The organism is Nonomuraea sp. NPDC052129, from assembly GCF_040680095.1.
Classification (GTDB): domain Bacteria; phylum Actinomycetota; class Actinomycetes; order Streptosporangiales; family Streptosporangiaceae; genus Nonomuraea.
Genome location: NZ_JBFAVX010000059.1, coordinates 1 through 24,578 on the forward strand (window position 1 = coordinate 1; position 24,578 = coordinate 24,578).

Sequence of the window (24,578 nt, forward strand, 5' to 3'; positions counted from 1 at the left end):
GGAGCGCCCCACTTCTTCTCCAGCACGACGTTGCGGCCCTTGGGACCCAGGGTCACCTTGACCGCGTCGGCCAGCTGGTTCATGCCGCGCTCGAGACCGCGCCGGGCGTCCTCGTCAAACGCGATCATCTTGGCTGCCATAAGGCTAGACCTCCCAGATGCAGGGTGGCTTCAATGGACCGAGCCGACGCCCGCGACGGCATGGGCCTGCATCTCCGTTCGGCAGACCCCATCGTCCCGATCCAGTGTTGGCACTCTCGAACAGAGAGTGCCAACGAACTGTTTAGCACTCTACCCTGCCGAGTGCAAGCTGAGACACCCGCATGCCCAGGTCAGTCAGTACGGCGGGCCCGTCCGGACCCGCCGTAGCCGAGTCGACGAAGGATGAGTGGCGGTTTCGCCCGGACTGCGCTGCCGTGCGACCTGCCGGTACATACCAGCTTCGTGATTTCAGACCGCTCGCACGGACTCCGCTTGGGGGCCCTTCTGCCCCTGCGTGATCTCGAACTCGACGCGCTGGCCTTGTTCGAGCGAGCGATAGCCATCCATCATGATCGCTGAGTAATGGACAAATACATCCTTGCCACCGTCTACCGCGATGAAGCCGTAGCCCTTGTCCGCGTTGAACCACTTGACGGTGCCCTGCGCCACTTCCGACTCCTCTTACTGGGCTCATAGATCCCGCCCATTCCTACGCGAGACCTCAATCGCCTGACATATGGGAGAAATCACCAGGCGATCGCCCTCGACCATACCTGTGGCACAGCGTTTGGCAACAGAGTCAATCAACAAATTACGCATTTCATCGGCGAGTGAGTCGTTCAACGTTGAATTGTCGGAAAAAACAGAAGGCGCCCCAGATGGGAGCGCCTTCTGAAGTGAGCGGGTGACTACCCTCCGGCGACCGCCGGGATGATGGAGATCTGCACGCCTTCGGGGGCGGCCGTGTCAAGTCCGTCGACAAAACGGACATCCTCTTCGCCAACATAAACGTTGACAAAACGACGAATCTTGCCCGATTCATCCAGAATTCTCGCGCCGATCCCCGGGTAGTCGGAGTCGAGCTTCGCCAGCACGTCACGGAGAGTCGCGCCCTCCCCACTCACTTCCGCGTTACCACCGGTGTAGGTGCGCAGAATGGTGGGAATCCGCACAGAAACGCTCATGATTAACTTGCCTTTCCTGGTTGTCAGACAGCCGCGCGGAACGCGTCGAGCGAGGGCCGGATCACTGCCGTGGGCTGTGCGTCGTCGGCGACGGCGTCGAGCGTCTTGAGCCCGTCGCCGGTGTTGAGCACCACGGTCTCGGCCTCCGGGTCGAGCTGCCCGGTCTCGACGAGCTTCTTCAGCACTCCCACGGTGACGCCGCCGGCCGTCTCGGCGAAGATGCCCTCCGTAGAGGCCAGCAGCTTGATGGCGGCGACGATCTCGGGGTCCGTGACGTCCTCCACCGCCCCGCCGGTGCGGCGGGCGATGTCGAGCACGTACGGGCCGTCGGCGGGGTTGCCGATGGCCAGCGACTTGGCGATGGTGTCGGGCTTGACCGGCTGGACCACGTCGTGGCCGGCCTTGTAGGCGGTCGACACGGGAGAGCAGCCTTTGGCCTGCGCGGCGAAGATCTTGTAGGGTCGGTCCTCGACCAGGCCGAGCGCGATCAGCTCCTTGAAGCCCTTGTCGATCTTGGTGAGCTGGGACCCGGAGGCCACGGGGATGATGATCTGCTCGGGCAGCCGCCAGCCGAGCTGCTCGGCGATCTCGTAGGCGAGCGTCTTGGAGCCCTCGGCGTAGTAGGGCCGCAGGTTGACGTTGACGAAGCCCCACTTGTCGCCCAGCGGGTCGCCGATGAGCTCGGAGCAGAACCGGTTGACCTCGTCGTAGGAGCCCTCGATGGCGACCAGCCGACCGCCGAACACCCGGGCCATGGCGATCTTGGCCTGCTCCAGCCCGGCGGGGATGAACACGCAGGCGTCGAGCCCAGCTCTGGAGGCGGCGGCCGTGACCGCGCCCGCGAGGTTGCCGGTGGAGGAGCAGGAAAGGGTGTGGAACCCGAAGTTACGCGCCGCCTCGACGGCGATGGCCACCACCCGGTCCTTGAAGGAGTGGGTGGGGTTGCCCGAGTCGTCCTTGACGTACAGGGACTTGATGCCCAGCGCGCGGCCGAGGTTGCCGGCCTTGACGAGCTTGGTCCAGCCGGGGTTCATGTTCGGCTTGGTGGCGACGTCGACGGGAACGGGGAGAAGCGAGCGATAGCGCCAGATGTTGGCGGGGCCGGACTCGATGTCCTTCCGGGTGACGTCACCGAAGGAGTAGGCCGCTTCGAGCGGCCCGAAACACTCCAGGCAGGCGAAGCTTGGACCGAGGTCGTAACGGGTGCCGCACTCGCGGCAAGAGAGGGCTACAGCGGGTCCGAAGTCGTGCGACATGAAGCGAGGCCTTCCCTCATCTTCGCCTGCGGCCACCTTGACCGCAGACCGGAATTGGCACCTGTCCCGGTCGGCCTCGCCCTGTCGCGAGTCTGAATCCGGGAGGGTTGCCGGGGCTTCGCAGGGCCGGTCCCTCCACCCCTCTGGATGAGCAATATTCAGTTGTTTGGCCTGACTCTACCTGGCCAGGCGCGTCAAGCCACCAACCGTCTCACGAAGCGAGACGTACGGTCTCAGCGATAGTCCTCCCCCAGCACGCCCTGCACGTACTTGCGCGCCTGGTGGATACGGGATTTCGCGGTGCCGAGCGGGATGCCGAGCTGCTCGGCGACCTCGTTGTAGTCGAGCTGCACGATGTCGCGCAGCACGAGGGCCTGGGCCAGGTCGGGCTTGCTTGCCTCCAGCGACTCCATCGCGTCGAGCAGGTCGAGCCGCGACCCGGCGATCACGCTGACCCGCCGCGCGTCGGGCTTCTGCATGGGGAGCTCGTCGGAGGTCTGCTCGGCCGAGCGGCGCTTCAGCGTGCGGTAGGTCGTACGGGCGCAGTTGGCCGTCACGATGTGCAGCCAGGTGCTGAACCTGGCCCGCCCCTCGAAGCGCCCGATGTTGCGCGCCACGGCCAGCAGGGTGTCCTGTGACGCCTCTTCCGCATCCTGGTGATAGGGCAGGATTCGGGCGCAATGGCGCAGCACGTCGGGTTCGATCCGCTTCAGGAGCTCACCCAGTGCGCGATGATCTCCGGCAGCGGCGGAGCGGGCCAGTTCCTCGGTTAGGTCATCAAGCGCCATAGCTGGGATCCTATGGTCGGAGGGAGCTTTAATGAACAGCGTCCTGGTCGCCTCTAACAGAGGACCCGTCTCGTTCACCGTCTCGGACGACGGTGTGCTGACGATGAAGCGTGGCGGTGGCGGCCTGGTGTCCGGGCTCTCCGGGGTCCTGAAGGACGATGGCGTGCTGTGGGTCTGTGCTGCTTTGTCCGACGGTGACCGCGGTGCCGTACGCCAGGCCCCCGGCGGCCGGCTCGACCAGGCCGGCTACGACACCGGCGCGCTGCGGATGCTCGACATCCCGCCGGCCACCTTCCACCGCGCCTACAACGCCGTGGCCAATTCCACGCTGTGGTTCGTCAACCACCTGCTCTACGACATTCCCAACGCGCCGTTGTTCGGCACCAGGTTCGAGCGCGAGTGGGAGTCCTATCGCGACTACAACGGCGCGTTCGCGCTGGCGCTGGCCGAGGAGGCCGGGCACGAGGCCCGCGTGATGGTCCAGGACTACCACCTCACGCTGACCCCGGCGATGCTCCGCGCCGAGCGGCCCGACCTGCGCATCGCGCACTTCAGCCACACGCCGTGGGCGCCGCCCGAATACTTCTCGCTGTTGCCCGACGATGTCGCGCGTGAGGTGCTCGAAGGCATCCTGGGCGCCGACCATGCCGGCTTCCTCACCGAGCGCTGGGCGGGGGCGTTCATGGACTGCTGCCGCGCCCTGCTCGGCGCGGAGGTCGACCGGGCCGGCCGTACGGTCACCCACGAGGGCAGGACCACCCGCATCGGCGTGCACGGCCTCGGCGTCGACGGCGAGGCGCTGTGGGCACGGGCCCACGAGCCCGACGTCGAGTCCAACATCGCCGCGATCAGGGAGCAGGTCGGCGACCGCCGGCTGATCGTCCGCATCGACCGCACCGAGCTGTCCAAGAACATCGTCCGCGGGCTGGTGGCCTACCGGGAGTTCCTGCTCGCCCATCCGGAGTGGCACGGCCGGGTGGTACACCTGGCGTTCGCCTATCCCAGCCGGCACGACCTGCCCGAATACCGCGAATACACCGCCTCGGTGCAGCGCTGCGCCCAGGAGATCGAGGACGAGTTCGGCACCGAGGACTGGGACCCGTTGATACTCAATGTCAACGACGACTACCCGCGCTCGCTGGCCGCCTACCGGCTGGCCGACGTGCTGCTGGTCAACCCGATCCGCGACGGCATGAACCTGGTGGCCAAGGAGGGCCCGATCCTGTCGACGCGGGCCGCGCTGGTGCTCTCGCGCGAGGCGGGCGCGGCGGCTGAGCTGGGCCCGCACGCGCTCCTGGTCAACCCCTACGACGTGAGCGGCACGGCCGTCGCGCTGCACGACGCGCTGGTGATGCCCGAGGAGGAGCGCATGAACCGCCGCGAGCGGCTGGAGGCGGCGGCCACCGCGCTCCCGCCGCAGAAGTGGTTCGCCGCCCAGCTGGACGCGCTGGCCTAGCATGTCGGCGATCTCAGAGAGCACTCGACTGACCAGGGACCGGCCGACCTGGCTGATCTACCTGATCCTCGGCACGTTCGCCACGTTCATCTACGGCCTGAGCGCGGCCCTGCCGCTCCTCCGCCTCCAGCAGCGGACCTCCGGCACGGTCGCCGGCCTGCACGGCACCGCGATGGCCGTGGGCACGATCCTGGCCGGCCTCTCCCTCCCGCTCCTCACCAGGCGCTACGGCAGGCGGGCCACCACCTGGATCGGCCTGGCCGGGATGAACGCGGGCGTGCTCCTGATCGTGCTGTTCTCCGCGCTGCCCCTGACGCTGCTCGGCTATGGCGTGGCCGGCGGCTTCGGCTCGATCGCCCTCTACAGCGCCATGGCCGCACTCAGCGAGCACCACGGGCCGGCCGGCCCGGCCGCGCTGAGCGAGGCGAACGCCGTCGGCGTCGTGGCGGGCGTGGCGGCGACCTTCCTGCTCAGCGCGGTCGCGCAGACCACGCTCGGCTGGCGGGCCGCGCTGCTCCTCACCCCCGCGCTCACCGCGCTGCTGGTCGTGACGATGGCGCGGGTCTGGCCCCCGGCCACGACCGTTGCGGCCTCGCTCACCGGCGAGCGACCGGCACCGCCCGGGTGGCGCTTCTTGGTGGCGGGCGGCGTGCTGAGCTGCTGCGTGGCGCTGGAGTTCTCGTTCAACTTGTGGGCCGCCGAACTGTTCGCCGCGCGCACCGGCCTGAGCGCGGCCGCGGCGGCCACCGGGCTGACCGCGTTCCTGGCCGGGCTGGCGGCGGGCCGGTTCGCCGGTGCGTACCTGGCCTTACGCCTGCCACCCGCGCGGCTCTTCCTGGGCGCGCTGGCGGTCACCGCCGTGGGCTGGTTGCTCTTCTGGTTGAGCACCTGGCCCGTCCTGTCCTACGCGGGTCTCGCGCTCAGCGGGCTCGGCGCGTCCCTGCACTTCCCGCTCGCGCTGGCCGCGCTGATCACGCACGCGGGCGACCGGCCCGACCGGGCCGGCGCGGCCGCGCCGATCTGGGCCGGGTCCGCGATGGCCCTCGGCCCGCTCGCGCTCGGCGCGCTCGCCGACGGCTTCGGCACCTGGAACGCGTTCCTGCTGGTCCCCGTCCTCATCGGCCTGGCCGCCGGCGGTGTGCTCATCGCCAGGCCGCGCGCCTGAGCGCTTATCGCCAGGTCGCGTGCTTGAGTACGCCGGGCAGGCCGGGGGTGTTCCATGAGTCGACGACGAGGATGCCGCTCTTGGGCAGGTACCACTCCCGCTGGACGAAGGTGGCCCGCTTCTTGCCCGTCCCGGTGACGCAGGTGCCCTTCCACGCGCGGTAGTACGCCTTGTGACCGGGCCCGACCTGGCGCAGCCCCTTGGCCGCCGCTCCGTTGAACGTCTGGCCCCACTTGCGGTTGAGCGGGCAGGGCTCCACGTCGGTCGCCGAGTAGAAGGGCCGGTCGGGCGTGTACGGGTTGAGTTCGTGACCCACCTTGATGGCCGCGGGCCCGAGCACCCAGAAGCCGCGGCACTCCGGCGTGAAGTACTCCCCCTTGGGCTTGGCGCACTTGCCGGTGACGACATGGATCCAGTCGCCCTTGCCGTACACCTTCCATGAGCTCGGAAGGGACAGCGTCAGCCCTTGGCGCAGCTTGAGCGGATGGTTCGCGGTGCTCGCGGAGGCGGGGGCGGCCGGGACGAGGAGGGCGGCGGCCACAGACAGGCCCGCCACGGCGAGGTATCTCTTCGACATCCCGCGACCGTACCGGCGCGCGCTTGCACGCGGGTTGCGGGTTTGTAGGCGAGTTAGCGCGAATTAGTGCCCCTTGAAAGCCGACGCGAGGTCCCGCAGCAGGGCCACCACGCCGTCGGGGCCGTCCACCACGATGTCGGCCCGCTCGGCCAGCGCGGTCACCTCGGCAGAGCCGCTGCACACGTTCACCCCCGGCAACCCTGAGTTCCTGACCGCGTCGAAGGCCGCCAGATCGCCCAGATCGTCGCCGACGAACATGACCGACCTGGCCGCCCGCTCGGCCAGGAACAGGCCGAGCGCGTGCCCCTTGTCCATACCCGGCGGCCGTAGTTCGAGCACCAGCCGGCCGGGCTCGACGACCAGCCCGTGCTTCTTCGCCAGCGCGGCCAGCGGCTCGCGCAGGGCCTCCAGCGTGCCCTCGGGGTCGGCGCTGCGCCGGGTGTGCACGGCGACCGCCCGGCCCTTGTCCTCGATCGCCACGCCTTTCACGCCGAGGGAGACGAGCAGCAGTTGCAGCTCGGCCTCGGCCTCGAGCACGCCGGGCGGGGGCGGCGGCGCCGAGACCCGGCCGTCCTCCCAGCGCTCGAACCCGTAATGCCCCAGCACCACCAGGCCGGGCACGTCGGCCAGGCTGGGCGCGTCGGTCAGGCCGGTCCCGAGTTCGAGAGCCGTGGCCACCGGCCGGCCGGTCACGATCGCCACCGCATTGACGTACCTGCCCAGCTCGGCGAGTACGGGCGGCGCTTCCGGATGGATCCTGGCGGAGGCGGGATCGGCCACGATCGGCGCGAGGGTGCCGTCGAAGTCGAGCCCGATCACGGCTCCCGCCGGATCCTTCAGGATCGCTTCCATACCGGGTGATCCCGTTTGTCTGATGTTCTTCACGCGCCTGCCTTACCCAGCAGGTCAGGGGCGCATGCCAAACCGTCTGGCGGCGCGCTCGCGCTGGCGCGTGGAACGCAGCCGGCGCAGCCGTTTGACCAGCATCGGATCCTGCTGGAGCGCCTCCGGCCGATCGATCAGCTCACCGAGAAGCTGGTAGTAGCGGGTGGCGGAGAACCCGAAGGTCTCCTTGATGGCCTGCTCCTTCGCACCCGCGTAACGCCGCCATTGGCGTTCGAAGGCGAGGAGTTCGAGATCGCGTTCGGAGAGGGGTCGTCTGGACGGTTCCTGGGCAGCACTGTCACCGCTGACCGGCGCAGTGTCCATGGTGTCCTCCTCGGAAGGGCGCGCGACGATCACATCGTGGGCACGCGGGCCCGTGCCAATCGTAATGTGCGGAGTGCGGGTGTTCACGGCGGATTAAGAGACGTACAGTCACCAAATGTGACCTCAGTCATCACACTTCTCACCGACTACGGACTCGAAGATGGCTATGTGGCCGCCTGTCATGGAGTGATAGCCGGGATCGCCCCCGAGGCCAGGGTGATCGACGTGTGCCACCTGATCCCATCGGGCGATGTACGGCGCGGCGCCGCCATCCTCTCCCAGACCATCCCCTATCTCCCGAAGGGCGTACACATCGGGGCGGTCGACCCCGGCGCGGGCGGAGCCAGGCGGGCGGTCGCCGTGGAGGCGGGCGGGCGGGTGTTCATCGGCCCCGACAACGGGCTCCTGTCGTGGGCCATGCACGCCAGCGGCGGGGCGGAGGCGGCCTACGAGATCAGCAACGCCGACTATTTCCTGCATCCGGTCTCGCCGACCTTCCACGGGCGGGACGTGTTCTCGCCGGTGGCCGGGCGGCTGTGCGGCGGGCTCAAACCGGCCGAGCTGGGACCCGAGGTTCCGCTCTCGCGGCTGGTCTCGCTGCCGGAGCCGACCTCGAAGCTACGCCAGGGGTCCGTGGAGGGTGAGGTGGTCTCGGTCGACCGCTACGGCAACACCCAGCTGTCGATCGCGGCGGGCGACCTGGCGGCGCTGGGCGTGCGGATCGGCGACACGCTCGGGGTCTGGCTGGGGCGCAGGCAGCTGGCGCTGCCGTACCGGGAGACGTTCGCGGCGGTGCCGCCGGGCGAGCTGGTGGCCTTCGCGGACTCTGCTGGACTGATCGCCATAGCCGTGAACTCCGGCGACGCGGCCCAGCGCCTCGGCCTGCCACCGGGCGCCCACGTGCGCCTCTCGCCCTCGCCCTCGCCCTGACCGAGCTCATGTGTGGCTCTCACTCTCGCCGTGACCGGGCTCATGCGCGGCTCTCACCGTCGCCGTGACCAGGTGCATGTGCGGCTCTCGCCCTCTCCGCGAGACGAAAGCCGCCAAAAGGAAATTACACCGCGTATCGGTCTGTTTACCGAAGCGTCAGATTGGACCGTCGATCGCGTGTCAGAATGCACGGGCATCGGGCGACCCCTCCCCTGCCCGCGAGGTGCACGTGTTCCCTTTGTCTGTTGTGCTGCTCTCACTGCTGTCCGCGGCCATGCCGTCGTCGGAGCCACCCGTGCCGGAGCGCTGGCACGCGTGGCCGGTGGCCAGGGTGTTCCCGAGCTCCGTGCCCGGCACCAGCCCCTCCGGGGCCCGCGTGACCTATGTCCTGGCCGGCGTCGCCCCGGAGTCGCCGTGCCGGGTCGCCTTCCAACCCGGGGTCGCGCGGCTGCTGCGCGGGTGCGTCACGGCCTTACGCGCCACGTACGCGGACAGCACGCAGACCTTCGTGGCGACGGTCGGCATCGCCGTACTGACCGGCCCTGACGCCCTCCGGCCCCTTGACCGCCTGACGGACGACCTCCCGCTGACCCTCGCGGGCCGCCCACGGACCGGGTCACCAGAGACCGGCACCGGCTGTCTGTCCGGCGGGCCGCGAGCGACCGCCACCGGCCATCCCGACGGGCCGTCAGGGACCGGCACCGGCGGTCCGCCCGACGGCACGCCAGGGACCGGCACGGGCCGTCCGCTCGGCGGCACGCCGGACACCGGCGCGGGCCGTCCGCTCGGCAGGTCGCGAGCGACCAGCACCGACCGGCTGCCGGGGGCGGCCACTGGACGCTTGCCGGGAATCGGGCCCGAGACCGGCACCGGACGTCTGTCCGGCGAGGCGCCAGAGACCGACACCGACCAACTGCCGGAGCCGGCCACCGGACGCTTGCCCAGAGTCGGGGCAGAGACCGGCACTGGCCGGCTGCCCACCACGGCGACCGGACGCTTGCCCGGAATCGGGCCCGAGACCGGTACCGGGCGCTTGGCGGGTCTGGGGTCGGCTACCGGCCGGGGTGACGGGCTCGGTGACCGGTCCGGGACCATCGCGGGGCGGCTGCCGACCGTGCGGCCGGTGGCCTTTCCCGGTGGGCCGGCCGAGCGGTTCGGCGAGTCGCAGTACGTCACCGGCGCGCTGATCTCGTCGAACGACGCCTACGTCGTGGCGACGGCCGCCGGGTACGCGGACGGCCGGCCGTACCAGCCGGGCGAGCTCGTCGCCAGACGCCTCGGTGACACCGCCCGCCGGCTGGCCACGGCCCTGTACGGAAGTCTGACCAGATGATCAGGCCCCTGGCCGGATCGTTGGCGGTGGGCCTGCTGATGGCCGGGCCCCTGGCGGCGGGGGTCCTGGTGGCCGGGGCGGGACCGAGCGCCTCCGATGACGTGGGCTCGGCGGCCCGCGCCGGACAGTGGCAGCTCGCCACCCTGCACCTGCCTGAGGCGTGGAAGCTGAGCCGGGGCGCCGGCGTGCTGGTCGCCGTACTGGACACCGGCGTGAACGCCCGCCACCCCGACCTGGCCGGCGCGGTGGTCACCGGCCCCGACCTGACCGGCGACGCCGGCGAACCAGCCCTGTGGGGCCACCACGGCACTGCCATGGCCAGCCTCATCGCCGGCCACGGCCACAGCGCCCCGACAGTGAACAGCCTGACAGCGAACGGCGGGACACCAGACGGCCCGACCGTAACCCGCAGGACTGCCGCAGGCCACGGGACAGCAGACGGCGGGGCAACAGGCATCCCCACAACACGCGGGGCCGCAGCGGGCACCCCCGCGGTGGGCGGCCCCGGAGCAAGCCGAACAGCGGTCAGCCAAGCGGCGACCGGGACCACGGGCGGCGGTCACGCGGACAGTGGGGTCATCGGGGTCGCGCCCGCCGCCCGCGTGCTGTCCGTCAGGGTCACGCTGGAGAACGGCGACCCGCTCCGCCAGAAGCAGCACGCCGGCGGTCGCGACGCCCTCGCCAAAGGCATCCGCTACGCGGTCGACCACGGCGCCGACGTCATCAGCATGTCGCTCGGCGGCGGCAGCGGCTCCTGGGAGGGCTCGGCCGCCGAGGAGGAGGCCGTCCAGTACGCCATCAGCCGCGGCGCCGTCCTGGTGGCCTCGTCCGGCAACGACGGCGACACGACCAACAAGAAGAACTTCCCCGCCGCCTACCCCGGCGTGATCGCGGTGGGCGCGGTCGACCGGCGGCTGGAGGTGGCGCCGTTCTCCAATCGCCAGGACTACCTCTCGGTGGTCGCGCCGGGGACCGGCATCGTGACCGCCGACGGCGCCGACTCGTACGTGGTCGGCGACGGGACGAGCTCGGCCGCGGCCATGGTGGCGGGCATCGCCGCGCTGATCAAGGCGATGTACCCCGACCTTTCGCCGTACCACGTGCGGACGGCCATCGAGCAGGGCACCAGGCGGCGGCCCGCCGACGGCTACAACCGCTCGTACGGGCACGGGGTGGCCAACGCGCTGCTCGCCCTGCGCGCGGCCGACCGCCTGGCGAGGCCCGCGACCGCGTCCGCCGGGGCCGGTGTGGGGACCGGCGGCTACTTCGGCGACGGCCCGGTTTCCCGGCCGCCGGCGTCCCAGGCGCCGTCGTCGCGGCTGCCGGTGGTGCTCGGCATGGTGCTGCTGACGGCGGTCATGTCGGCCCGGGTGCTCGTCCGGCACCGGTGGCGCGGGAGGGATGTAACCTAGCAAGCGCTTGTGTGATACTCCTCCCTATGAGCCTTGCGATCGACGGCTGGTTCGTCATCGAGGACGACGGCACCCACCTGATCGGCACCCGGTGCGCGGCGTGCGGCACGGTCTGCTTCCCGCCGCAGCGCGGGTTCTGCCGCAACCCGCACTGCGACGGGGAGTCCATGGAGGAGACCAGGCTGCCGAGACGCGGCCGCGTCTGGTCGTACACGAGCGCCGCCTACCCGCCGCCCGAGCCGTTCGTGGCCGCCGAGCCGTACAGGCCCGTGACGCTGGCGGCAGTGGAGCTGACCGGCGCGGGCATCGTGGTGCTGGGCCAGGTCAAGGACCTCACGGCGGACGAACTGGAGGTCGGCATGGAGGTCGAGCTCACCCACGGCCCCCTGGCCGACGGACCCCTGGTGTGGATGTGGGGGCGCGCGTCGTGAGCGTCGTCGTGCTCGGTACGGGCATGCACCCATGGGGCAAGCAGGGCAGGCCGTTCGCGGAGTACGGCGTGGCGGCGGCGCGGGAGGCGCTGCGGGACGCCGGGATCGCCTGGACCGACGTCCAGTTCCTGGTGGGCGCCGACACGATCAGGAACGGCTATCCGGGGTTCGTCGCCGGATCCACCTACGCCCAGGCCCTCGGCTGGTCCGGCGCCCGCATCGCCTCGTGCTACGCGGCGTGCGCTTCGGGGGCGCAGGCGATCGACATCGCGCGTATGCGGATCATGGCGGGGCTCTGCGACGTGGCGCTGGTGGTGGGCGCGGACGCCACGCCCAAGGGCTTCTTCAAGCCGGTCGGCGGCGACCGCCCGGACGACCCCGACTGGCTGCGGTTCCGGCTGCTCGGTGCCACTAATCCCTCATATTTCGGGCTTTATGCGCGTAGACGGCTGGCCCTGTACGGCGAGACCACCGACGACTTCGCCGCCGTCAAGGTCAAGAACTCCCTGGCCGGTTCGCTGAACCCGATGGCCCGCTACCGCAAGGTCGTCACTGCCGAGGAGGTCCTGGCCTCGCCCATGGTGGCCGACCCCCTGCGCCTCATGGACATCTGCGCGACCTCGGACGGCGGCGCCGCGCTGGTGCTGGCCTCGCCTGAGTACGCCCGCCGGCTGGGCGTGGCAGACCCGGTGCGCATCGCCGCCGTCTCGACGGTGACCCCCACATTCCCCAACACGGTCCTGGAGCTGCCGAACTTCGCGACCGACTCGTCCGCCGCCGCGCCCCCTCCCGAACGCCCCTTCAGGGCCGCCATCGCGCACGCCGCCTACGAGGAGGCGGGCGTCGGGCCGGGTGATGTCTCGTTCGCCGAGGTGTACGACCTGTCCACGGCCCTCGAACTGGACTGGATCGAGGACGTGGGCCTCTGCCCGCCAGGCGAGGCCGGCAAGCTGCTGCGGGCGGGCGACACGGCGCTCGGCGGGCGCGTACCGGTGAACCCGTCGGGCGGGCTCGCCTCGTTCGGCGAGGCCATCCCCGCCCAAGCCATCGCCCAGGTCTGCGAGCTGACCCGGCAGCTGCGCGGCCGGGCGGGCGAGCGTCAGGTCGAGGGCGCCAGGGTGGGCCTGGCCGCCAACCAGGGCCTGTTCGGCCACGGCTCGGCCGTCATAGCCACCCGCTGACCCAGCCTGCCGTACAACCGCCAAGGCCCTCCGCGGGAAGCTCCCGCAGAGGGCCTTGGCATCGGCGGTCAGCCGACGTGAACCACGTCGTGCGTCTCGGCGAAGTGACAGGCGCTCTCGTGTCCCGTCCCCGGCCGGATCTGCAGCAGCGGCTCCTCCTCCGCGCAGATCTCCTGCGCCTTCCAGCAGCGGGTGCGGAAGCGGCAGCCCGACGGCGGGTTGGCGGGCGACGGCGGGTCGCCCTGCAGGATGATCCGCTCACGCTGCTCACGGCCCTCGGGGTCGGGGACCGGCACGGCCGACAGCAGCGCCTGCGTGTACGGGTGGGCGGGCTTGTCGTAGATCTCGGTGTCCTTGCCGAGCTCGACCACCTTGCCCAGGTACATCACCGCGACCCGGTCGGAGATGTGGCGCACCACCGAAAGGTCGTGGGCGATGAAGATGTACGCCAGGTCGAACTCGTTCTGCAGCCGCTCCAGCAGGTTGATGACCTGGGCCTGGATCGACACGTCGAGCGCGGAGACCGGCTCGTCGCAGACGATGATCTCCGGCTGGAGCGCCAGCCCGCGGGCGATGCCGATGCGCTGACGCTGCCCGCCCGAGAACTGGTGCGGGTAGCGGTTGATGTGGTCGGGGTTGAGCCCCACGACCTCCAGCAGCTCCTGCACCTTACGGCGGCGGTCGCCCTTGGGGGCGACCTCGGTGTGGATGTCGAACGGCTCGCCGATGATGTCGCCGACGGTCATCCGGGGATTCAGGGAGGTGTACGGATCCTGCATCACCATCTGGATGTTGCGCCGCATCCGCTTGAGCTCGCCGCCCCTGGCCTTGGCGATGTCCCGGCCCTTGATCTTCACCGAGCCGGAGGTCGGCCGCTCCAGCGCCATGAGCACCTTGGCCAGCGTGGACTTGCCACAGCCCGACTCGCCGACGATGCCCAGCGTCTCACCCTTGTCGAGGTCGAACGAGACGCCGTCCACGGCCTTGATCGCGCCGATCTGCCGCTTGAGGACGATGCCCTGGGTCAGGGGGAAATGCTTGACGAGGTCGCGGACTTCGAGAATGCGCTCACCCTTGGTCGCCATCGAGGACCTCCCTCCAGTAGTGGCAGGCGCTGCTGCGCGTGCCGCTGATCTCGTAGAGCGGGGGGTTGTCCGTCACGCAGTTGTCCTGGCGATACGGGCACCGCGGGTGGAAGGCGCAGCCGGTCGGCATGTCGAGCAGGTTGGGCGGCAGGCCCTTGATCGCGTACAGGTCCTGGCCCTTTTGGTCGACCCTGGGAATCGACTCCAGCAGCCCCTTGGTGTAGGGGTGGGCCGGGCTCGCGTAGATGTCGTGCACGAGGGCGTTCTCGACGATCCGCCCGCCGTACATGACCGCGATCTTGTCGGCGACGTCGGCGACGACGCCGAGGTCGTGCGTGATCAGGATCATGCCCATGTTGCTCTCTCGCTGGAGTTCGGCGAGCAGCTCCATGATCTGGGCCTGAACCGTCACGTCGAGCGCGGTGGTCGGCTCGTCCGCGATCAGCACCTCGGGGTCCAGCGCGATCGACATGGCGATCATGATGCGCTGGCGCATGCCCCCGGAGAACTGGTGCGGGTAGTCGTTCACCCGCTGCTTGGCGGCCGGGATCCGGACCCTGTCCATGAGCTCGATGGACTTCTTCACGGCGTCGCGCTTGGACATGCCGCGATGCACCCGGAACATCTCGCTGATCTGCCAGCCCACGGTGAAGACCGGGTTGAGCGCGGACAGCGCGTCCTGGAACACCATGGCGATCCGCTGGCCGCGCACCTGGGTGCGCGCCTCGTCCGACAGCTTCAGCAGGTCGGTGCCGTGGAAGCGGATCTCTCCCTTGGGGATGCGGGCCGGCGGCATGTCGAGGATGCCCATGATCGCCTGGGCGGTCACCGACTTGCCGGAGCCCGACTCGCCCAGCACGGCGAGGGTCTCCCCGGGGCTGAGCGAGTAGCTGACCCCGTTGACCGCGCGCACGATTCCCGGGCGGGTGTGGAACTCCACGTGCAGGTCCTCGATGGCGAGCAGCGGTTCGTTACCCAGCCCTCCCTCGGCGGGCAACGTGTCCGTTGTTGCCTTTCTCACTTGAACCCCCCTCCTACCTGAGCTTCGGGTCGAGGGCGTCGCGCACCGCGTCGCCCAGCATGATGAACGCGAGCACCGTGATGCTCAGGAACAGCGCCGGGAAGAACAGCGGCAGCGGCGCCTCCAGGAACCGGTTGCGGGCATCGGCGATCATCAGACCCCAGGAGATGTTCGGGGACTGGATCCCGACTCCCAGGAACGACAGCGCCGCCTCCGCCGCGATGAACCCGCCGAGGTTGATCGTCGAGACGACGATCACCGGAGCGAGCGCGTTCGGCAGCAGATGCTTGAACATGATCCGGCTCTGGCCGGCACCCAGCGCACGCGCCGCGAGCACGAAGTCCTGGCTCCTGGCGGTCATCACCGCCGCCCGCATGATGCGGAACGTCATCGGCCAGGACAGCACCGCCAGCGCGATGACCACGATCCAGATGCCCAGGTCGACGTCCCGGAAAGTGGCCGTGATGAGCAGCGAGCCGAGGATCCACGGAATCGCGAAGAAGACCTCCGTGATCCTGGAGGACACCGTGTCGACGGCTCCGCCGCGAGCGCCCGCGAGCAGGCCGAGCAGACCACCGACGACCGCCGTGACGATCATGGTGGTGATGCCGATGACGATCGAGTTGCGCGCGCCGTAGATCGTCCTGGCGTACACGTCACAGCCGAGGTTGTCCCGGCCGAAGATGTGGCCCGCGCTCGGTCCCTGCCGCGCCGTGGCCAGCTCGCAGGTCTTGGGATCGAACGGGTTGATCGAGGCGAACAGCGACGGCCAGAGCGACATGACCAGCAGGATCAGGATGATCCCGACCGAGACGATGAACATCGGCCTGCGCCGCAGGTCGTAGAGCGCGTCGCTCCACAGGCTCGCGGGCTTGTCCTGCCGCTTGGGCTTGGCCTGAGGAGGTGGCGCGGTCACGGTCTGCACAGGTCCTAGCTGTGGGTCATTACTCATAGCGGATCCTCGGGTCGAGCACGGCGTACAGCAGGTCGACAAGCAGGTTCGCCAAGATGTAGACCAGCACCAGAATCGTCACGATACCTACGACAATGGGTTGCTCCCTCAGATATACACCCTGGTAGATCTGAAGGCCGATGCCCGGGATGTTGAAGATGGTCTCGGTGATCACCGCACCTCCCATGAGCGTGCCGACGTCGGCGCCCAGGTAGGTGACCAGCGGGATCAGCGCGTTGCGCAGCCCATGCCGGCCGATGACTCTTCGTCTCGGCATTCCCTTGGCAGTCGCTGTTCGTATGTAGTCGGATCTCAGCGTCTCCACCAGACTCGTCCTTGTGAGCCGGGTGAGGTACGCGATCCCCGACCCCGCCAGGACGAACCCGGGCAGCAAGTACGCCTTGAACCCCGCGGTGATGCCCGCGATCGGGAAGATCTCGAATCCCACCTGCTGCTTGAGCCACACGCCCAGCCACAGCTGGAGCACGAAGCCGGTCACCAGCGGCGGAACGGAGATGAGCAGCAGCGTCGAGGCGAGGATCATGGTGTCGATCGCCCGCCCGCGGCGCAGCGCCGCCCACAGACCGAGCAGGATGCCGGCGATCGCCTCCATGATGAGGGCGACGAGCGCCAGGTTCAGGGTGACCTGGAACTTTCCGGCCATCAGTTGGGTCACGGGCACTCCGGCGAAGGTCTTGCCGAAGTCGCCGTGCAGGAAGATGTTGCTGATGTAGTACCAGTACTGCAGCAGCAGCGGATCATTGAGGTGATACTGATCCCGCAGGATCAGCACGATGTTGGGATCTTGCCTCTTCTCGCCGGCCAGCGCCGCGATGGGGTCGCCAGGGAGCGCGAAGACGATGGCGAAGATGAAGAGGGTGGCGCCCAGCAGGACTGGTATCGCCTGGATCAGGCGCCGGATAACATAACGGCCCATTCAAGCCTCCCGTACATGCCAAGAAGGCAGTCGCCGGGACCTGGGGTTCTCACGGCCCCAATGACTGCCTTCGTGGCGGGCTCTCGAGGGGCGGGCGGCTAGGCGCCCGCCCCCGCGAACAGCGTCAGGCCTTCTCGACGTCGGCCCACTCAACCTGGTTGAGCAGGTTGATCTTGACGTTCTTGACCTTGGTCGAGTATCCCGAGTTGTTACGGTAGAAGTACACAGGGATGTACGGAAGGTCCTTGATGAGGATGTCGTCCGCCTGCTGGTAGAACTTCAGGCCCTCCTCCGGAGTCGCCGCCTGGTCGCCCTTGGCGGCCGTCTCGTCGAACGCCTTGTTGGAGTAGCCCGCGTAGTTCGAACCGGTCTTGATGGCGCCGGTCGAGAAGATCGGCGTCAGGTAGTTCTCGGCGGACGGGTAGTCGATCGCCCAGCCCATCCGGAACAGGCCCTTGTATTCCTTCTTGTCGAGGGCGTCAAGGATACTCGCGAACTTCTCGAACGGCTTGACCGTCACCTCGACGCCGAGATTGGCGCGGAGGTTGTTGGCCACGGCCTCGATCCACTCCTTGTGCCCACCGTCGGCGTTGTAGCCGAGCTCCAGCTTCGCCGGGCCCTTGGCCGCGGCGTACTGCTCCTTGGCCTTGGTGGGGTTGTACTGGCAGGCCTGGCAGGCGCCCTGGCGGTAGCCGTCGATGGCCGGGTTGATGAAGTCGTCGGCCGGCGAACGGGTGCCGCTGAAGACCGTCTCGGCGATGGTCTTCCGGTCGATGGCCATCGAGACGGCCTCACGAACCTTGACGTCCTTGTACTCGTCGCTGTACTTCAGCGGGAAGCCGATGTACCCGACGCCGGCGTCAGGCTGGTCCTGGTAGCGGTCGCCGAGCGCCGTCTTGGCGCTGGAGATCGCCGAGGCGGGCAGCGAGTCGTGGATGTCGACGTTGTCGGCCTGCAGGTCGTTGTAGGCCGTCTCAGAGCTGTTGTAGAGCTTGAACTGCAGCTTGGTCCAGCCACTCGGCTTCTTGGCCGGGTACTGGTCGTAGACCGACAGGTCGATGGACTGGTCGGTGCCCTTCTTGTAGGGCTTGTCGAGCTTGAACAGGCCCTGGCCGATCGGCTTCTCGCCGTACTCCTGCGTCACCTTGCCGTCGGCGCCGAAGGCGGTCTTGGGCAGCGGGTAGAACGCGGTGTAGCCCAGCATGGTCTTGAACTGGGAGAACGGCGCGGTGAGCGTGACCTGCAGCGTCGAGTCGTCGACCGCCTTGAGGCCCTTCATCTCCTTGGTGGTGACCTGCTTGCCCTCGCCAGGGTTGAGGTCGGCGTAACCCTCGACGCGGCCGAAGAAGTAGCCGGCGCCCTGGGCGTTGTCCTGGTTGGCCGCGTAGTTCCACGCGTCGACGTAGTTCTGCGCGACGACAGGCTGGTTGTCCTGCCACTTGTACGGCTTGAGCTTGATCGTCCACACCTTGTTGTCGGTGCTCTCGATCGACTCGGCCGCCGCCAGGACGACCTGCTTGTTCTCGTCATAGTTGACGAGCGGCTCGAACACCGCAGCGAGGACTTCAGCGCCCTCGGACTCCGTGGTGTTCGACGGGACCAGCAGGTTCTGCGGCTCGCCCAGTTCCATGCGGACCGGCGTGTCGCCGCCTCCGCTCGACGCGGGGTTGCCGGTCGTGGATCCGCCGCCGCCACACGCGGCAACCGCGAGGGCTAGCAGCGCGGTACCGGCGACGATCTGTGCGCCCTTAGTAACACGCATGGTAAAAAGATTCCTCCCTCAAACAGGTGGGCGTAAGCGCTGAGCTGCGATGATCGTGAGCAGCCTGACGGGGGTTCCTTGTCGTCCCCCGGGTTTGGCTGACCTGGTCAAACCAGCCGACGCCCTGCCAGTCGATCGCGACTATCCCTTACTACTTGCCACCAGGGAGTCTCTGGCGCGTTGCAGTTCGGTCACACGTGCGCTTATCCAACGTCACAGTCATTTCTCGCATAGAGCACCAAAGCCACCGAAGAACCTCTAAAGCGGACACTACGGGACGTGAACAGCTGATGAAAAATACCCCCTTGGCGCCACTGGTCGCGCCCTAGCCGCCATCCCGCGTGTCGCTGAGCTACGGTTGAGCGAGTCTTGGCATGCCCTGGTACCAGCCTTGGAACCGGTCAACGCGGGACACCGTCCAACAGTCTGTCGCGAACCGTCGCGGCAGACACCTCAACGAGCCGGATCCAATAGAGTCCTTGCCATGAGCCAGCCGGAATCCGCTGTAGCGGACGCCCAGGCGGGCGGCCGAAGCGGGGAGCCGCTGGCCAAGCTCGCCCAGAGATACGGGCTTCGCCGTGCCATCGCACGGCCGAGGTTCCCTGTCTACGTGCGCCAGCTGTGGGAGCGCCGACACTTCATCCTGACGTACGCGACCTCGCGCAACGTCTCGAAGTACTCCAGCTCGGCTCTGGGCCAGCTATGGCAGGTCCTGACCCCGCTGCTGAACGCCGCCATCTACTTCCTGATGTTCGGCCTGATCCTCGGCGGCAGCAAGAACGTCCCCAACTATCCGGCCTTCCTGCTGACCGGGATGTTCGTCTTCACCTACACGCAGCGGACGGTCACCGCGGGCGCCAAGTCGATCTCCGGCAACCTGTCGCTGATCCGGGCGCTCCACTTCCCCAGAGCCTCCCTGCCGCTGGCGTACACCATCCAGGAACTGCAGCAGCTCGCCATCTCCATGGGCGTGCTCCTGGCGCTCGTCATGCTCACCGGCGAGCTGCCCAACTGGTTCTGGCTGCTGATCCCGGTCGTGCTCCTGTTGCAGACGCTGTTCAACATCGGTGCCGGCCTGGTGATCGCGCGGCTCGGCTCGTCCATGCGCGACCTCAACCAGCTGCTGCCGTTCATCACCCGCACCTGGCTCTACGCCTCGGGCGTCTTCTTCTCCATCCAGGACAGGGTGGTCACCGGCGCGCATTGGCCCCAATGGGTGGCCAACGTGATGTACCTCAACCCGGCGGCCTCCTACATCGAGTGGATGCGCGACATCCTCATCGCGACTTACCATCCGGAGAATGGGCACAACCCCCCGATGATGGTGGTGCTGTCTTGCGTATTCTGGGCAGTGTTCGCACTCGGCTTCGGCTTTTGGTACTTCTGGCGAGCTGAGGAGAGGTACGGGCGTGGCTGAACTGACCAAGGAGCTGTCAAAGGTGAAGGGCCAGGAGCCCGCCGTCCCCGGCGAGGTCGTCCCCAAGGCGGACGCCCCCAAGAAGGACGTCAGGGTGCACCCCGACCCGGCCCCCGCCGGCAAGCGGCCCCTGGACGTCCCCACGGGCACGCCCACAGTCATCGTCGACGATCTCCACATCGTCTACCGGGTCTACGGCGCGGCCAGCGACAACGAGAAGGGCAACGCGGTCAACGCCCTCACGCGGCTGGTCAAGCGCCAGGGCCGCCCGCAGATGAAAGAGGTGCACGCCGTCAAGGGCGTGACCTTCGTCTCCTATCACGGCGACGCGATCGGCGTCGTCGGCCGCAACGGCTCGGGCAAGTCCACGCTGCTGCGCGCCATCGCCGGCCTCCTGCCGCCGCACTCGGGCGCCGTCTACACCGACGGCCAGCCGTCGCTGCTCGGCGTCAACGCGGCACTCATGCGCGAGCTCACGGGCGAGCGCAACATCGTGCTCGGCTGCTACGCCATGGGCATGACCCCGAGCGAGGTTCAGGAGAAATACCAGGAGATCGTCGACTTCTCCGGCATCGATGAGTTCGTCCAGCTGCCGATGTCCACCTACTCCTCCGGCATGGGCGCCCGACTGCGCTTCGCCATCTCCTCGGCCAAGACGCACGACGTGCTGCTGATCGACGAGGCCCTGGCCACCGGCGACCGCGAGTTCCGCAAGAAGAGCGAGGAACGCATCAAGCAGATCCGCGAGTCGGCGGGCACGGTCTTCCTTGTGGCCCACGACCTCAGGGTCATCGAGGAGACCTGCAACCGGGTCATCTGGCTGCACAAGGGCAAGATCAAGATGGACGGCGACCCCAAAGAAGTCCTCGCCGCCTACAACAAGGGCTGATCCCCCAGGGCCGACCCCCGCCGCTCCCGCGGACGCCTCTGCCAGGCGTCCGCGGTTCTGTCATGCCCGCGGCCATGCCCGCGCGACTCGCGGGGCAAATAACTGACACCGTGGCCGGTGTTCCGATATCATTCGAACGTTGTTTCGATACGAGGACGCCGATGGAGTGGGAGCGCGCGATGGGAGAGCTAGCGGCCGCGATCGACCATCTGGCCGTCGAGGACGTGGCAGACGTTCCCCGGGCCCAACTGACCGAGCAACTCATCGACCTCCACTGGCAGATGGCCAGGCTGCAGGCCCAGATAGCCCGCCGCACCGGCGTCCGCCTGCTGTAGAAATGACGATGCCGCCGGCCCCGGGGATCCGGGACCGGCGGCGAGCCGCGACTCACGCGGCGCCACAGCCCTGCAGTGTGGCGGTGCGCCGGCGCGGCCCATGCCCGGGCGCGTCCGCCCGGGCCGGCCAGAAGACCACCCGCTCTCGCGGGCGGCTCGTGACGTATGCGCGACGGGCGTGTCGAACGCCCCGGCACCGTTGGCGCTCGCCGACCGGCCACGCCGGTTCTGTGGCGGTGCGTCCCACGTTCCAGGGGACGCACCGACCCTCGATCATGTTTCCCGCCGGACGCGCCGTCTCGTGGCCGTCGCGGCCCGTTCCCGAGCGCACGCACCTATGACACTCGCGAACCGCCACCACGGCTCGAACGGCCGACATCCGGAAGGCGCCTCGGCCAGATCGCAATCACATCGCGACCAGCCTGGGTCAGATCGCCATCACGCCGCGATCGGCCGTGCGGGAGAAGCCCGAGACAGCGTCCGCCGTCGCCTCAGTGGTCCCCGCGAGCGGGGCCACCGAGCCGCTGAGGCTCCCGGCGGCCTTCTTCCCGTAGGTCGAGACCGCGTGGGACGCGTCCTCGACGAGCGGGGCGATCTCGTCGACGGACGCGACCGGCTCCGCCAGGCGCGCGGCACCGGGCACCTCGCCCACGCCCGCCTGCTCGCCCGTACGCCGATCCGTGCGCGGGTCCCTGCGCGGGTCCCTGCGCGGGTCCGTGCTCGGGTCCTCAAACTGGTTCTCGAGCTGGTGCTTCAGCCGGTCCTCGAACCGGTTCTCGAGCCGGTCCCTGCGCCTACCCGCACGTGCGTCCGCACGTCCGTCCGGGTGGTCGCCCGCCTGGGCGTCCGCGTGAGCGCCTGTACGGGTGCTCGCGTGCGCATGCGCCTCCGAGCCCCAGCCCCTACGCCCATGCGCACGCGGGTCCGCGCCCCAGCCCCAACGCCCGTCCCTACGCCCGTCCGCGCGCCCATCCATGGGTTCGTCCGCGCGCCCGTCCATGGGTCCGTTCTTAGGGCCGTTCATGGGCCCGTTCATCGGGCCGCCCTTGGAGCCGTTCATAGGCCCGCCCTTGGGGCCGTTCATAGGCCCGTTCATGGGCCCACCCCTGGGGCCGTCCAGGGGGCCGTTCATGCGCCCATCCATGGGCCCGCCCCTGGGCCCGTCCGCGTGCCGCCCCGTACGCTTGCTCGGCGGCGGACTCGTCAGGCGGCCGCCGAAGTACGGCGAAACCTCCTCGGTGGCGGCGCTCCGCTGCGGAATGGCCCGAAGAGCGACCCGCTCAGTAGCGGCGCTCCGCTCAGAGGTGGCTCGCGGACCGGACACCTCAGTGTCGAGAACCCCACCGACCTTGGCCCCGGCGGACAAGCCGTTCAGGCCGTTCACACCGCCCAGAGGCTGGATCGGGTCACCGCCCCCCGACAGGCTCCCGACCGCGGAGTAACGGGCCTCAGCTTGGGCGGCCGACGCGAACGACGCCGCGGCCAGCGCCAATCCCGCGACGGCGACCGCCGTTTTGATAATACGTTTCATGATTTGCCTTCCCGGCTCGTGATCGAGCGCTCTCGAATAAAGCTGAGATGCGTCTCGATAACCCCCGAATGCCGTGGCGTACACGCTATGGGCACCACACGAAGCGCGCCGTCCCGGCTGAGCTACTGACGCAGTTGTATCACTGCGGTCGGCCGGGCGCAGGGTACGGAAAGTCCACGTCACACGGCCTTCAGCCGCCCAGAGGCGATCATGGGAGGGGTGTCGAGTCGGGAGACAAATCGGGAAATAGCCGGGGTGTATGTCCGATATTCCGTTGACGTCACCCGCATTCAGAAGAGGCGCCCCGACGGCCCGTCGACAACGGTCGGGAAAACAATTGTCACGGGCCGGGGGCTCAATCTTTCCGCTTGCGGGGCACGCGCTTGACCGCTCAGGCCGGCACGAGCATGTCTTCCACGGAGACCTCGAACGGGAAGCGATCGGCGAAGGCCGGACGCAGGTCCGTCAGCCACACCGCTGACGGGTCGTACTCGGCGAAGAACGGCCGGCCGACCAGAGAGGGGTCGCGGGCCTGGATCAAGTGGAGCACGAACACCCGCCGACCGGCGATCTCGGTCACGCCGTCGACGCACACCTTTCCGGGGGTGGCCGACATGGAAGGCCCCCGGACGGTCCGGCAGAGCCCTGAGACCTTGGAGTAGGCCTCCCTGAAGACCTCGTAAGCGCGGGCGAGCGGAACCGCGAAGTAGTCCTGAGGGCCGGTGTCGCGCTCGACGAACATGTAGTACGGGATCATCCCCATGCTGTGCTGCCGCCGCCACATGCCCGACCATATGGCGGGATCGTCGTTGATCGACCGGATCAGCGGCGCCTGGGTCCTGATCGTCGCCCCGCTGCCGAGGATCCGCTTGACCGCGGACTCGACCAGCGGCGACTCCAGCTCGCGCGGGTGCGTGAAGTGGGCCATGAACGCCAGGTTCTTGCCCCCGGCCACGACCTGCTCGAACAGTTCGAGCGTGGCGTCGGCGTCGGGGTCGGACACGAACCGCTGCGGCCAGTAGGCCAGCGCCTTGGTGCCGATCCGGATCGACTCCAACTGCTCCAGGCCGATCAGCGGCTCGATGTATCGCCTGATCACCGGCTCGCCCATGATCATGGCGTCGCCGCCGGTGATCAGCACGCTGGTGACCTGGGGGTTCTGACGGATGTAGGAGACCATCTGGTCGATGTCGTCGGAGGCGAACTTCAGGTCCGCGTCGCCGACGAACTGCGCCCATCGGAAGCAGTAGGTGCAGTAGGCATGACAGGTCTGCCCCTGCTTGGGGAAGATGAGCACGGTCTCGGGATACTTGTGCTGCAGCCCCGGCACCGGCTCCGCGCCGATCCGGGGGACGTTGAGCTCTTTCTGCCCGGCGGGGTGCGGGTTGAGCTGTGCACGCACCCGGTTGGCCTCGGCTTGGATCTCGACGTTGGGCGCCTCGGCCTTGAGCAGGTCGGCCAGCCTCGCGACGTCCGCGGCCGGAAGCATGTCCTCCTGGGGAAAGACGAGACGGTATATGGGATCGTCGGGCGCTGCCGACCAATCGATGAGCTCGTCCACAACGTAGGCGTTCGTCCGGAAGGGCAGCACGGTGGCGACGGCGCGTACCCTCAGCCGCTGCTCATCGTCGAGCCCCGCACGTCGCAGGAGCTCGTCGAGGTGCTTGGACGTGTACGCCCTGAAGCGGCGCGTGCCCGCCTGGTTCAAGATCACTAAGCCTTTCCCATCTTTTTTGTTCGATCCGC

General features: G+C 68.7%; 24 protein-coding genes and 1 riboswitch. Of the genes, 10 read left to right on the forward strand and 14 right to left on the reverse strand.

Translation table 11 applies throughout. The annotated features are described in order from the left end of the window. Positions 1-449: 449 nt before the first annotated feature. From AB0L53_RS57505 to AB0L53_RS57520, 4 genes are all read right to left on the reverse strand, one after another. Positions 450-650 (reverse strand): cold-shock protein, encoded by a 201-nt coding sequence (locus AB0L53_RS57505; protein WP_068927743.1) that lies wholly within the window; start codon positions 648-650, stop codon positions 450-452. A 239-nt stretch (positions 651-889) separates the two neighbouring features. After that, on the reverse strand, positions 890-1,165 hold the full coding sequence (locus AB0L53_RS57510) for a MoaD/ThiS family protein (protein ID WP_225302533.1): 276 nt from the start codon (positions 1,163-1,165) through the stop codon (positions 890-892). Positions 1,166-1,188: 23 nt separating this feature from the next. Next, positions 1,189-2,421 (reverse strand): threonine synthase, encoded by a 1,233-nt coding sequence (gene thrC, locus AB0L53_RS57515; RefSeq protein WP_364015032.1) that lies wholly within the window; start codon positions 2,419-2,421, stop codon positions 1,189-1,191. 13 nt (positions 2,422-2,434) lie between these two features. Then, positions 2,435-2,575: riboswitch (SAM riboswitch) on the reverse strand. Between the two features lie 79 nt (positions 2,576-2,654). After that, positions 2,655-3,209 (reverse strand): RNA polymerase sigma factor, encoded by a 555-nt coding sequence (locus AB0L53_RS57520; protein ID WP_225302531.1) that lies wholly within the window; start codon positions 3,207-3,209, stop codon positions 2,655-2,657. Between the two features lie 31 nt (positions 3,210-3,240). Between AB0L53_RS57520 and AB0L53_RS57525 the strand changes: the two genes are divergently transcribed. Further along, complete coding sequence (locus AB0L53_RS57525) at positions 3,241-4,665, forward strand: trehalose-6-phosphate synthase (protein ID WP_364015035.1); 1,425 nt, start codon at positions 3,241-3,243, stop codon at positions 4,663-4,665. A 1-nt stretch (position 4,666) separates the two neighbouring features. Beyond that, on the forward strand, positions 4,667-5,830 hold the full coding sequence (locus tag AB0L53_RS57530) for an MFS transporter (RefSeq protein WP_364015038.1): 1,164 nt from the start codon (positions 4,667-4,669) through the stop codon (positions 5,828-5,830). A 4-nt stretch (positions 5,831-5,834) separates the two neighbouring features. Here AB0L53_RS57530 and AB0L53_RS57535 read toward each other — a convergent pair whose 3' ends face one another. From AB0L53_RS57535 to AB0L53_RS57545, 3 genes are all read right to left on the reverse strand, one after another. After that, the gene (locus AB0L53_RS57535; protein WP_364015041.1) at positions 5,835-6,407 is read right to left on the reverse strand and encodes a hypothetical protein; all 573 of its coding nucleotides are present in this window, start codon (positions 6,405-6,407) and stop codon (positions 5,835-5,837) included. A 63-nt stretch (positions 6,408-6,470) separates the two neighbouring features. Continuing rightward, on the reverse strand, positions 6,471-7,259 hold the full coding sequence (otsB, locus tag AB0L53_RS57540) for a trehalose-phosphatase (RefSeq protein ID WP_364015044.1): 789 nt from the start codon (positions 7,257-7,259) through the stop codon (positions 6,471-6,473). Positions 7,260-7,313: 54 nt separating this feature from the next. Further along, entirely contained in the window at positions 7,314-7,616 is a 303-nt protein-coding gene (locus AB0L53_RS57545) for a DUF3263 domain-containing protein (protein ID WP_358557884.1), read from the reverse strand. A 117-nt stretch (positions 7,617-7,733) separates the two neighbouring features. On the opposite strand from AB0L53_RS57545, the gene AB0L53_RS57550 reads away from it, so the two are divergent. From AB0L53_RS57550 to AB0L53_RS57570, 5 genes are all read left to right on the forward strand, one after another. After that, the gene (locus AB0L53_RS57550; protein ID WP_364015047.1) at positions 7,734-8,546 is read left to right on the forward strand and encodes an SAM-dependent chlorinase/fluorinase; all 813 of its coding nucleotides are present in this window, start codon (positions 7,734-7,736) and stop codon (positions 8,544-8,546) included. 238 nt (positions 8,547-8,784) lie between these two features. Beyond that, complete coding sequence (locus tag AB0L53_RS57555; RefSeq protein ID WP_364015050.1) at positions 8,785-9,879, forward strand: hypothetical protein; 1,095 nt, start codon at positions 8,785-8,787, stop codon at positions 9,877-9,879. Then, a complete protein-coding gene (locus tag AB0L53_RS57560) occupies positions 9,876-11,291 on the forward strand; it encodes a S8 family serine peptidase (RefSeq protein ID WP_364015052.1) in 1,416 nt (471 codons plus the stop codon). Before AB0L53_RS57555 ends, AB0L53_RS57560 begins: the two co-directional genes overlap by 4 nt. A 26-nt stretch (positions 11,292-11,317) precedes the next feature. After that, a complete protein-coding gene (locus AB0L53_RS57565; RefSeq protein ID WP_364015055.1) occupies positions 11,318-11,722 on the forward strand; it encodes an OB-fold domain-containing protein in 405 nt (134 codons plus the stop codon). Beyond that, entirely contained in the window at positions 11,719-12,903 is a 1,185-nt protein-coding gene (locus AB0L53_RS57570) for a lipid-transfer protein (protein WP_364015057.1), read from the forward strand. The genes AB0L53_RS57565 and AB0L53_RS57570 overlap by 4 nt, the downstream gene beginning before the upstream one ends. 68 nt (positions 12,904-12,971) lie before the next feature. Here AB0L53_RS57570 and AB0L53_RS57575 read toward each other — a convergent pair whose 3' ends face one another. The 5 genes from AB0L53_RS57575 to AB0L53_RS57595 form a co-directional block, all read right to left on the reverse strand. Beyond that, positions 12,972-13,988: a dipeptide ABC transporter ATP-binding protein gene (locus AB0L53_RS57575; RefSeq protein WP_357961726.1), complete on the reverse strand. Its 1,017-nt coding sequence runs from the start codon at positions 13,986-13,988 to the stop codon at positions 12,972-12,974. After that, positions 13,972-15,009 carry an ABC transporter ATP-binding protein gene (locus AB0L53_RS57580; RefSeq protein WP_357961724.1) on the reverse strand — a complete coding sequence of 346 codons (1,038 nt, stop codon included), beginning with the start codon at positions 15,007-15,009 and terminating at the stop codon, positions 13,972-13,974. The genes AB0L53_RS57575 and AB0L53_RS57580 overlap by 17 nt, the downstream gene beginning before the upstream one ends. Positions 15,010-15,022: 13 nt before the next feature. After that, positions 15,023-15,961 (reverse strand): ABC transporter permease, encoded by a 939-nt coding sequence (locus tag AB0L53_RS57585; protein WP_364015062.1) that lies wholly within the window; start codon positions 15,959-15,961, stop codon positions 15,023-15,025. Next, positions 15,954-16,898, reverse strand: coding sequence for an ABC transporter permease (locus AB0L53_RS57590; RefSeq protein WP_357961719.1), 945 nt, complete (start codon positions 16,896-16,898; stop codon positions 15,954-15,956). The genes AB0L53_RS57585 and AB0L53_RS57590 overlap by 8 nt, the downstream gene beginning before the upstream one ends. A gap of 124 nt (positions 16,899-17,022) precedes the next feature. Next, entirely contained in the window at positions 17,023-18,660 is a 1,638-nt protein-coding gene (locus tag AB0L53_RS57595) for an ABC transporter substrate-binding protein (RefSeq protein WP_364015066.1), read from the reverse strand. Positions 18,661-19,144: 484 nt separating this feature from the next. Here AB0L53_RS57595 and AB0L53_RS57600 point away from each other — a divergent pair, with 484 nt between their 5' ends. The 3 genes from AB0L53_RS57600 (at position 19,145) to AB0L53_RS57610 (ending at position 21,301) form a co-directional block, all read left to right on the forward strand. Next, positions 19,145-20,077, forward strand: coding sequence for an ABC transporter permease (locus tag AB0L53_RS57600; protein ID WP_364015069.1), 933 nt, complete (start codon positions 19,145-19,147; stop codon positions 20,075-20,077). After that, positions 20,070-20,966, forward strand: coding sequence for an ABC transporter ATP-binding protein (locus AB0L53_RS57605; protein ID WP_364015072.1), 897 nt, complete (start codon positions 20,070-20,072; stop codon positions 20,964-20,966). Before AB0L53_RS57600 ends, AB0L53_RS57605 begins: the two co-directional genes overlap by 8 nt. A 179-nt stretch (positions 20,967-21,145) precedes the next feature. Next, a complete protein-coding gene (locus AB0L53_RS57610; RefSeq protein WP_225302514.1) occupies positions 21,146-21,301 on the forward strand; it encodes a hypothetical protein in 156 nt (51 codons plus the stop codon). Between the two features lie 427 nt (positions 21,302-21,728). Here the strand turns inward: AB0L53_RS57610 and AB0L53_RS57615 are convergent, their stop codons facing one another. Continuing rightward, positions 21,729-22,832: a hypothetical protein gene (locus tag AB0L53_RS57615; protein WP_364015076.1), complete on the reverse strand. Its 1,104-nt coding sequence runs from the start codon at positions 22,830-22,832 to the stop codon at positions 21,729-21,731. A 391-nt stretch (positions 22,833-23,223) separates the two neighbouring features. After that, the gene (locus AB0L53_RS57620; protein WP_364015079.1) at positions 23,224-24,546 is read right to left on the reverse strand and encodes a lysine 2,3-aminomutase; all 1,323 of its coding nucleotides are present in this window, start codon (positions 24,544-24,546) and stop codon (positions 23,224-23,226) included. Between the last annotated feature and the right edge of the window lie 32 nt (positions 24,547-24,578).

Coding starts and splice junctions, on each gene's coding strand:
- AB0L53_RS57510 (WP_225302533.1), bottom strand. CDS start 1,165: ATGAGCGTTTCTGTGCGGATTCCCACCATTCTGCGCACCTACACCGGT.
- AB0L53_RS57610 (WP_225302514.1), top strand. CDS start 21,146: ATGGGAGAGCTAGCGGCCGCGATCGACCATCTGGCCGTCGAGGACGTG.
- AB0L53_RS57525 (WP_364015035.1), top strand. CDS start 3,241: ATGAACAGCGTCCTGGTCGCCTCTAACAGAGGACCCGTCTCGTTCACC.
- AB0L53_RS57535 (WP_364015041.1), bottom strand. CDS start 6,407: ATGTCGAAGAGATACCTCGCCGTGGCGGGCCTGTCTGTGGCCGCCGCC.
- AB0L53_RS57545 (WP_358557884.1), bottom strand. CDS start 7,616: ATGGACACTGCGCCGGTCAGCGGTGACAGTGCTGCCCAGGAACCGTCC.
- AB0L53_RS57560 (WP_364015052.1), top strand. CDS start 9,876: ATGATCAGGCCCCTGGCCGGATCGTTGGCGGTGGGCCTGCTGATGGCC.
- AB0L53_RS57590 (WP_357961719.1), bottom strand. CDS start 16,898: ATGGGCCGTTATGTTATCCGGCGCCTGATCCAGGCGATACCAGTCCTG.
- AB0L53_RS57575 (WP_357961726.1), bottom strand. CDS start 13,988: ATGGCGACCAAGGGTGAGCGCATTCTCGAAGTCCGCGACCTCGTCAAG.
- AB0L53_RS57595 (WP_364015066.1), bottom strand. CDS start 18,660: ATGCGTGTTACTAAGGGCGCACAGATCGTCGCCGGTACCGCGCTGCTA.
- AB0L53_RS57585 (WP_364015062.1), bottom strand. CDS start 15,961: ATGAGTAATGACCCACAGCTAGGACCTGTGCAGACCGTGACCGCGCCA.
- AB0L53_RS57530 (WP_364015038.1), top strand. CDS start 4,667: ATGTCGGCGATCTCAGAGAGCACTCGACTGACCAGGGACCGGCCGACC.
- thrC (WP_364015032.1), bottom strand. CDS start 2,421: ATGTCGCACGACTTCGGACCCGCTGTAGCCCTCTCTTGCCGCGAGTGC.
- AB0L53_RS57600 (WP_364015069.1), top strand. CDS start 19,145: ATGAGCCAGCCGGAATCCGCTGTAGCGGACGCCCAGGCGGGCGGCCGA.
- AB0L53_RS57615 (WP_364015076.1), bottom strand. CDS start 22,832: ATGAAACGTATTATCAAAACGGCGGTCGCCGTCGCGGGATTGGCGCTG.
- AB0L53_RS57565 (WP_364015055.1), top strand. CDS start 11,318: ATGAGCCTTGCGATCGACGGCTGGTTCGTCATCGAGGACGACGGCACC.
- AB0L53_RS57520 (WP_225302531.1), bottom strand. CDS start 3,209: ATGGCGCTTGATGACCTAACCGAGGAACTGGCCCGCTCCGCCGCTGCC.
- otsB (WP_364015044.1), bottom strand. CDS start 7,259: ATGGAAGCGATCCTGAAGGATCCGGCGGGAGCCGTGATCGGGCTCGAC.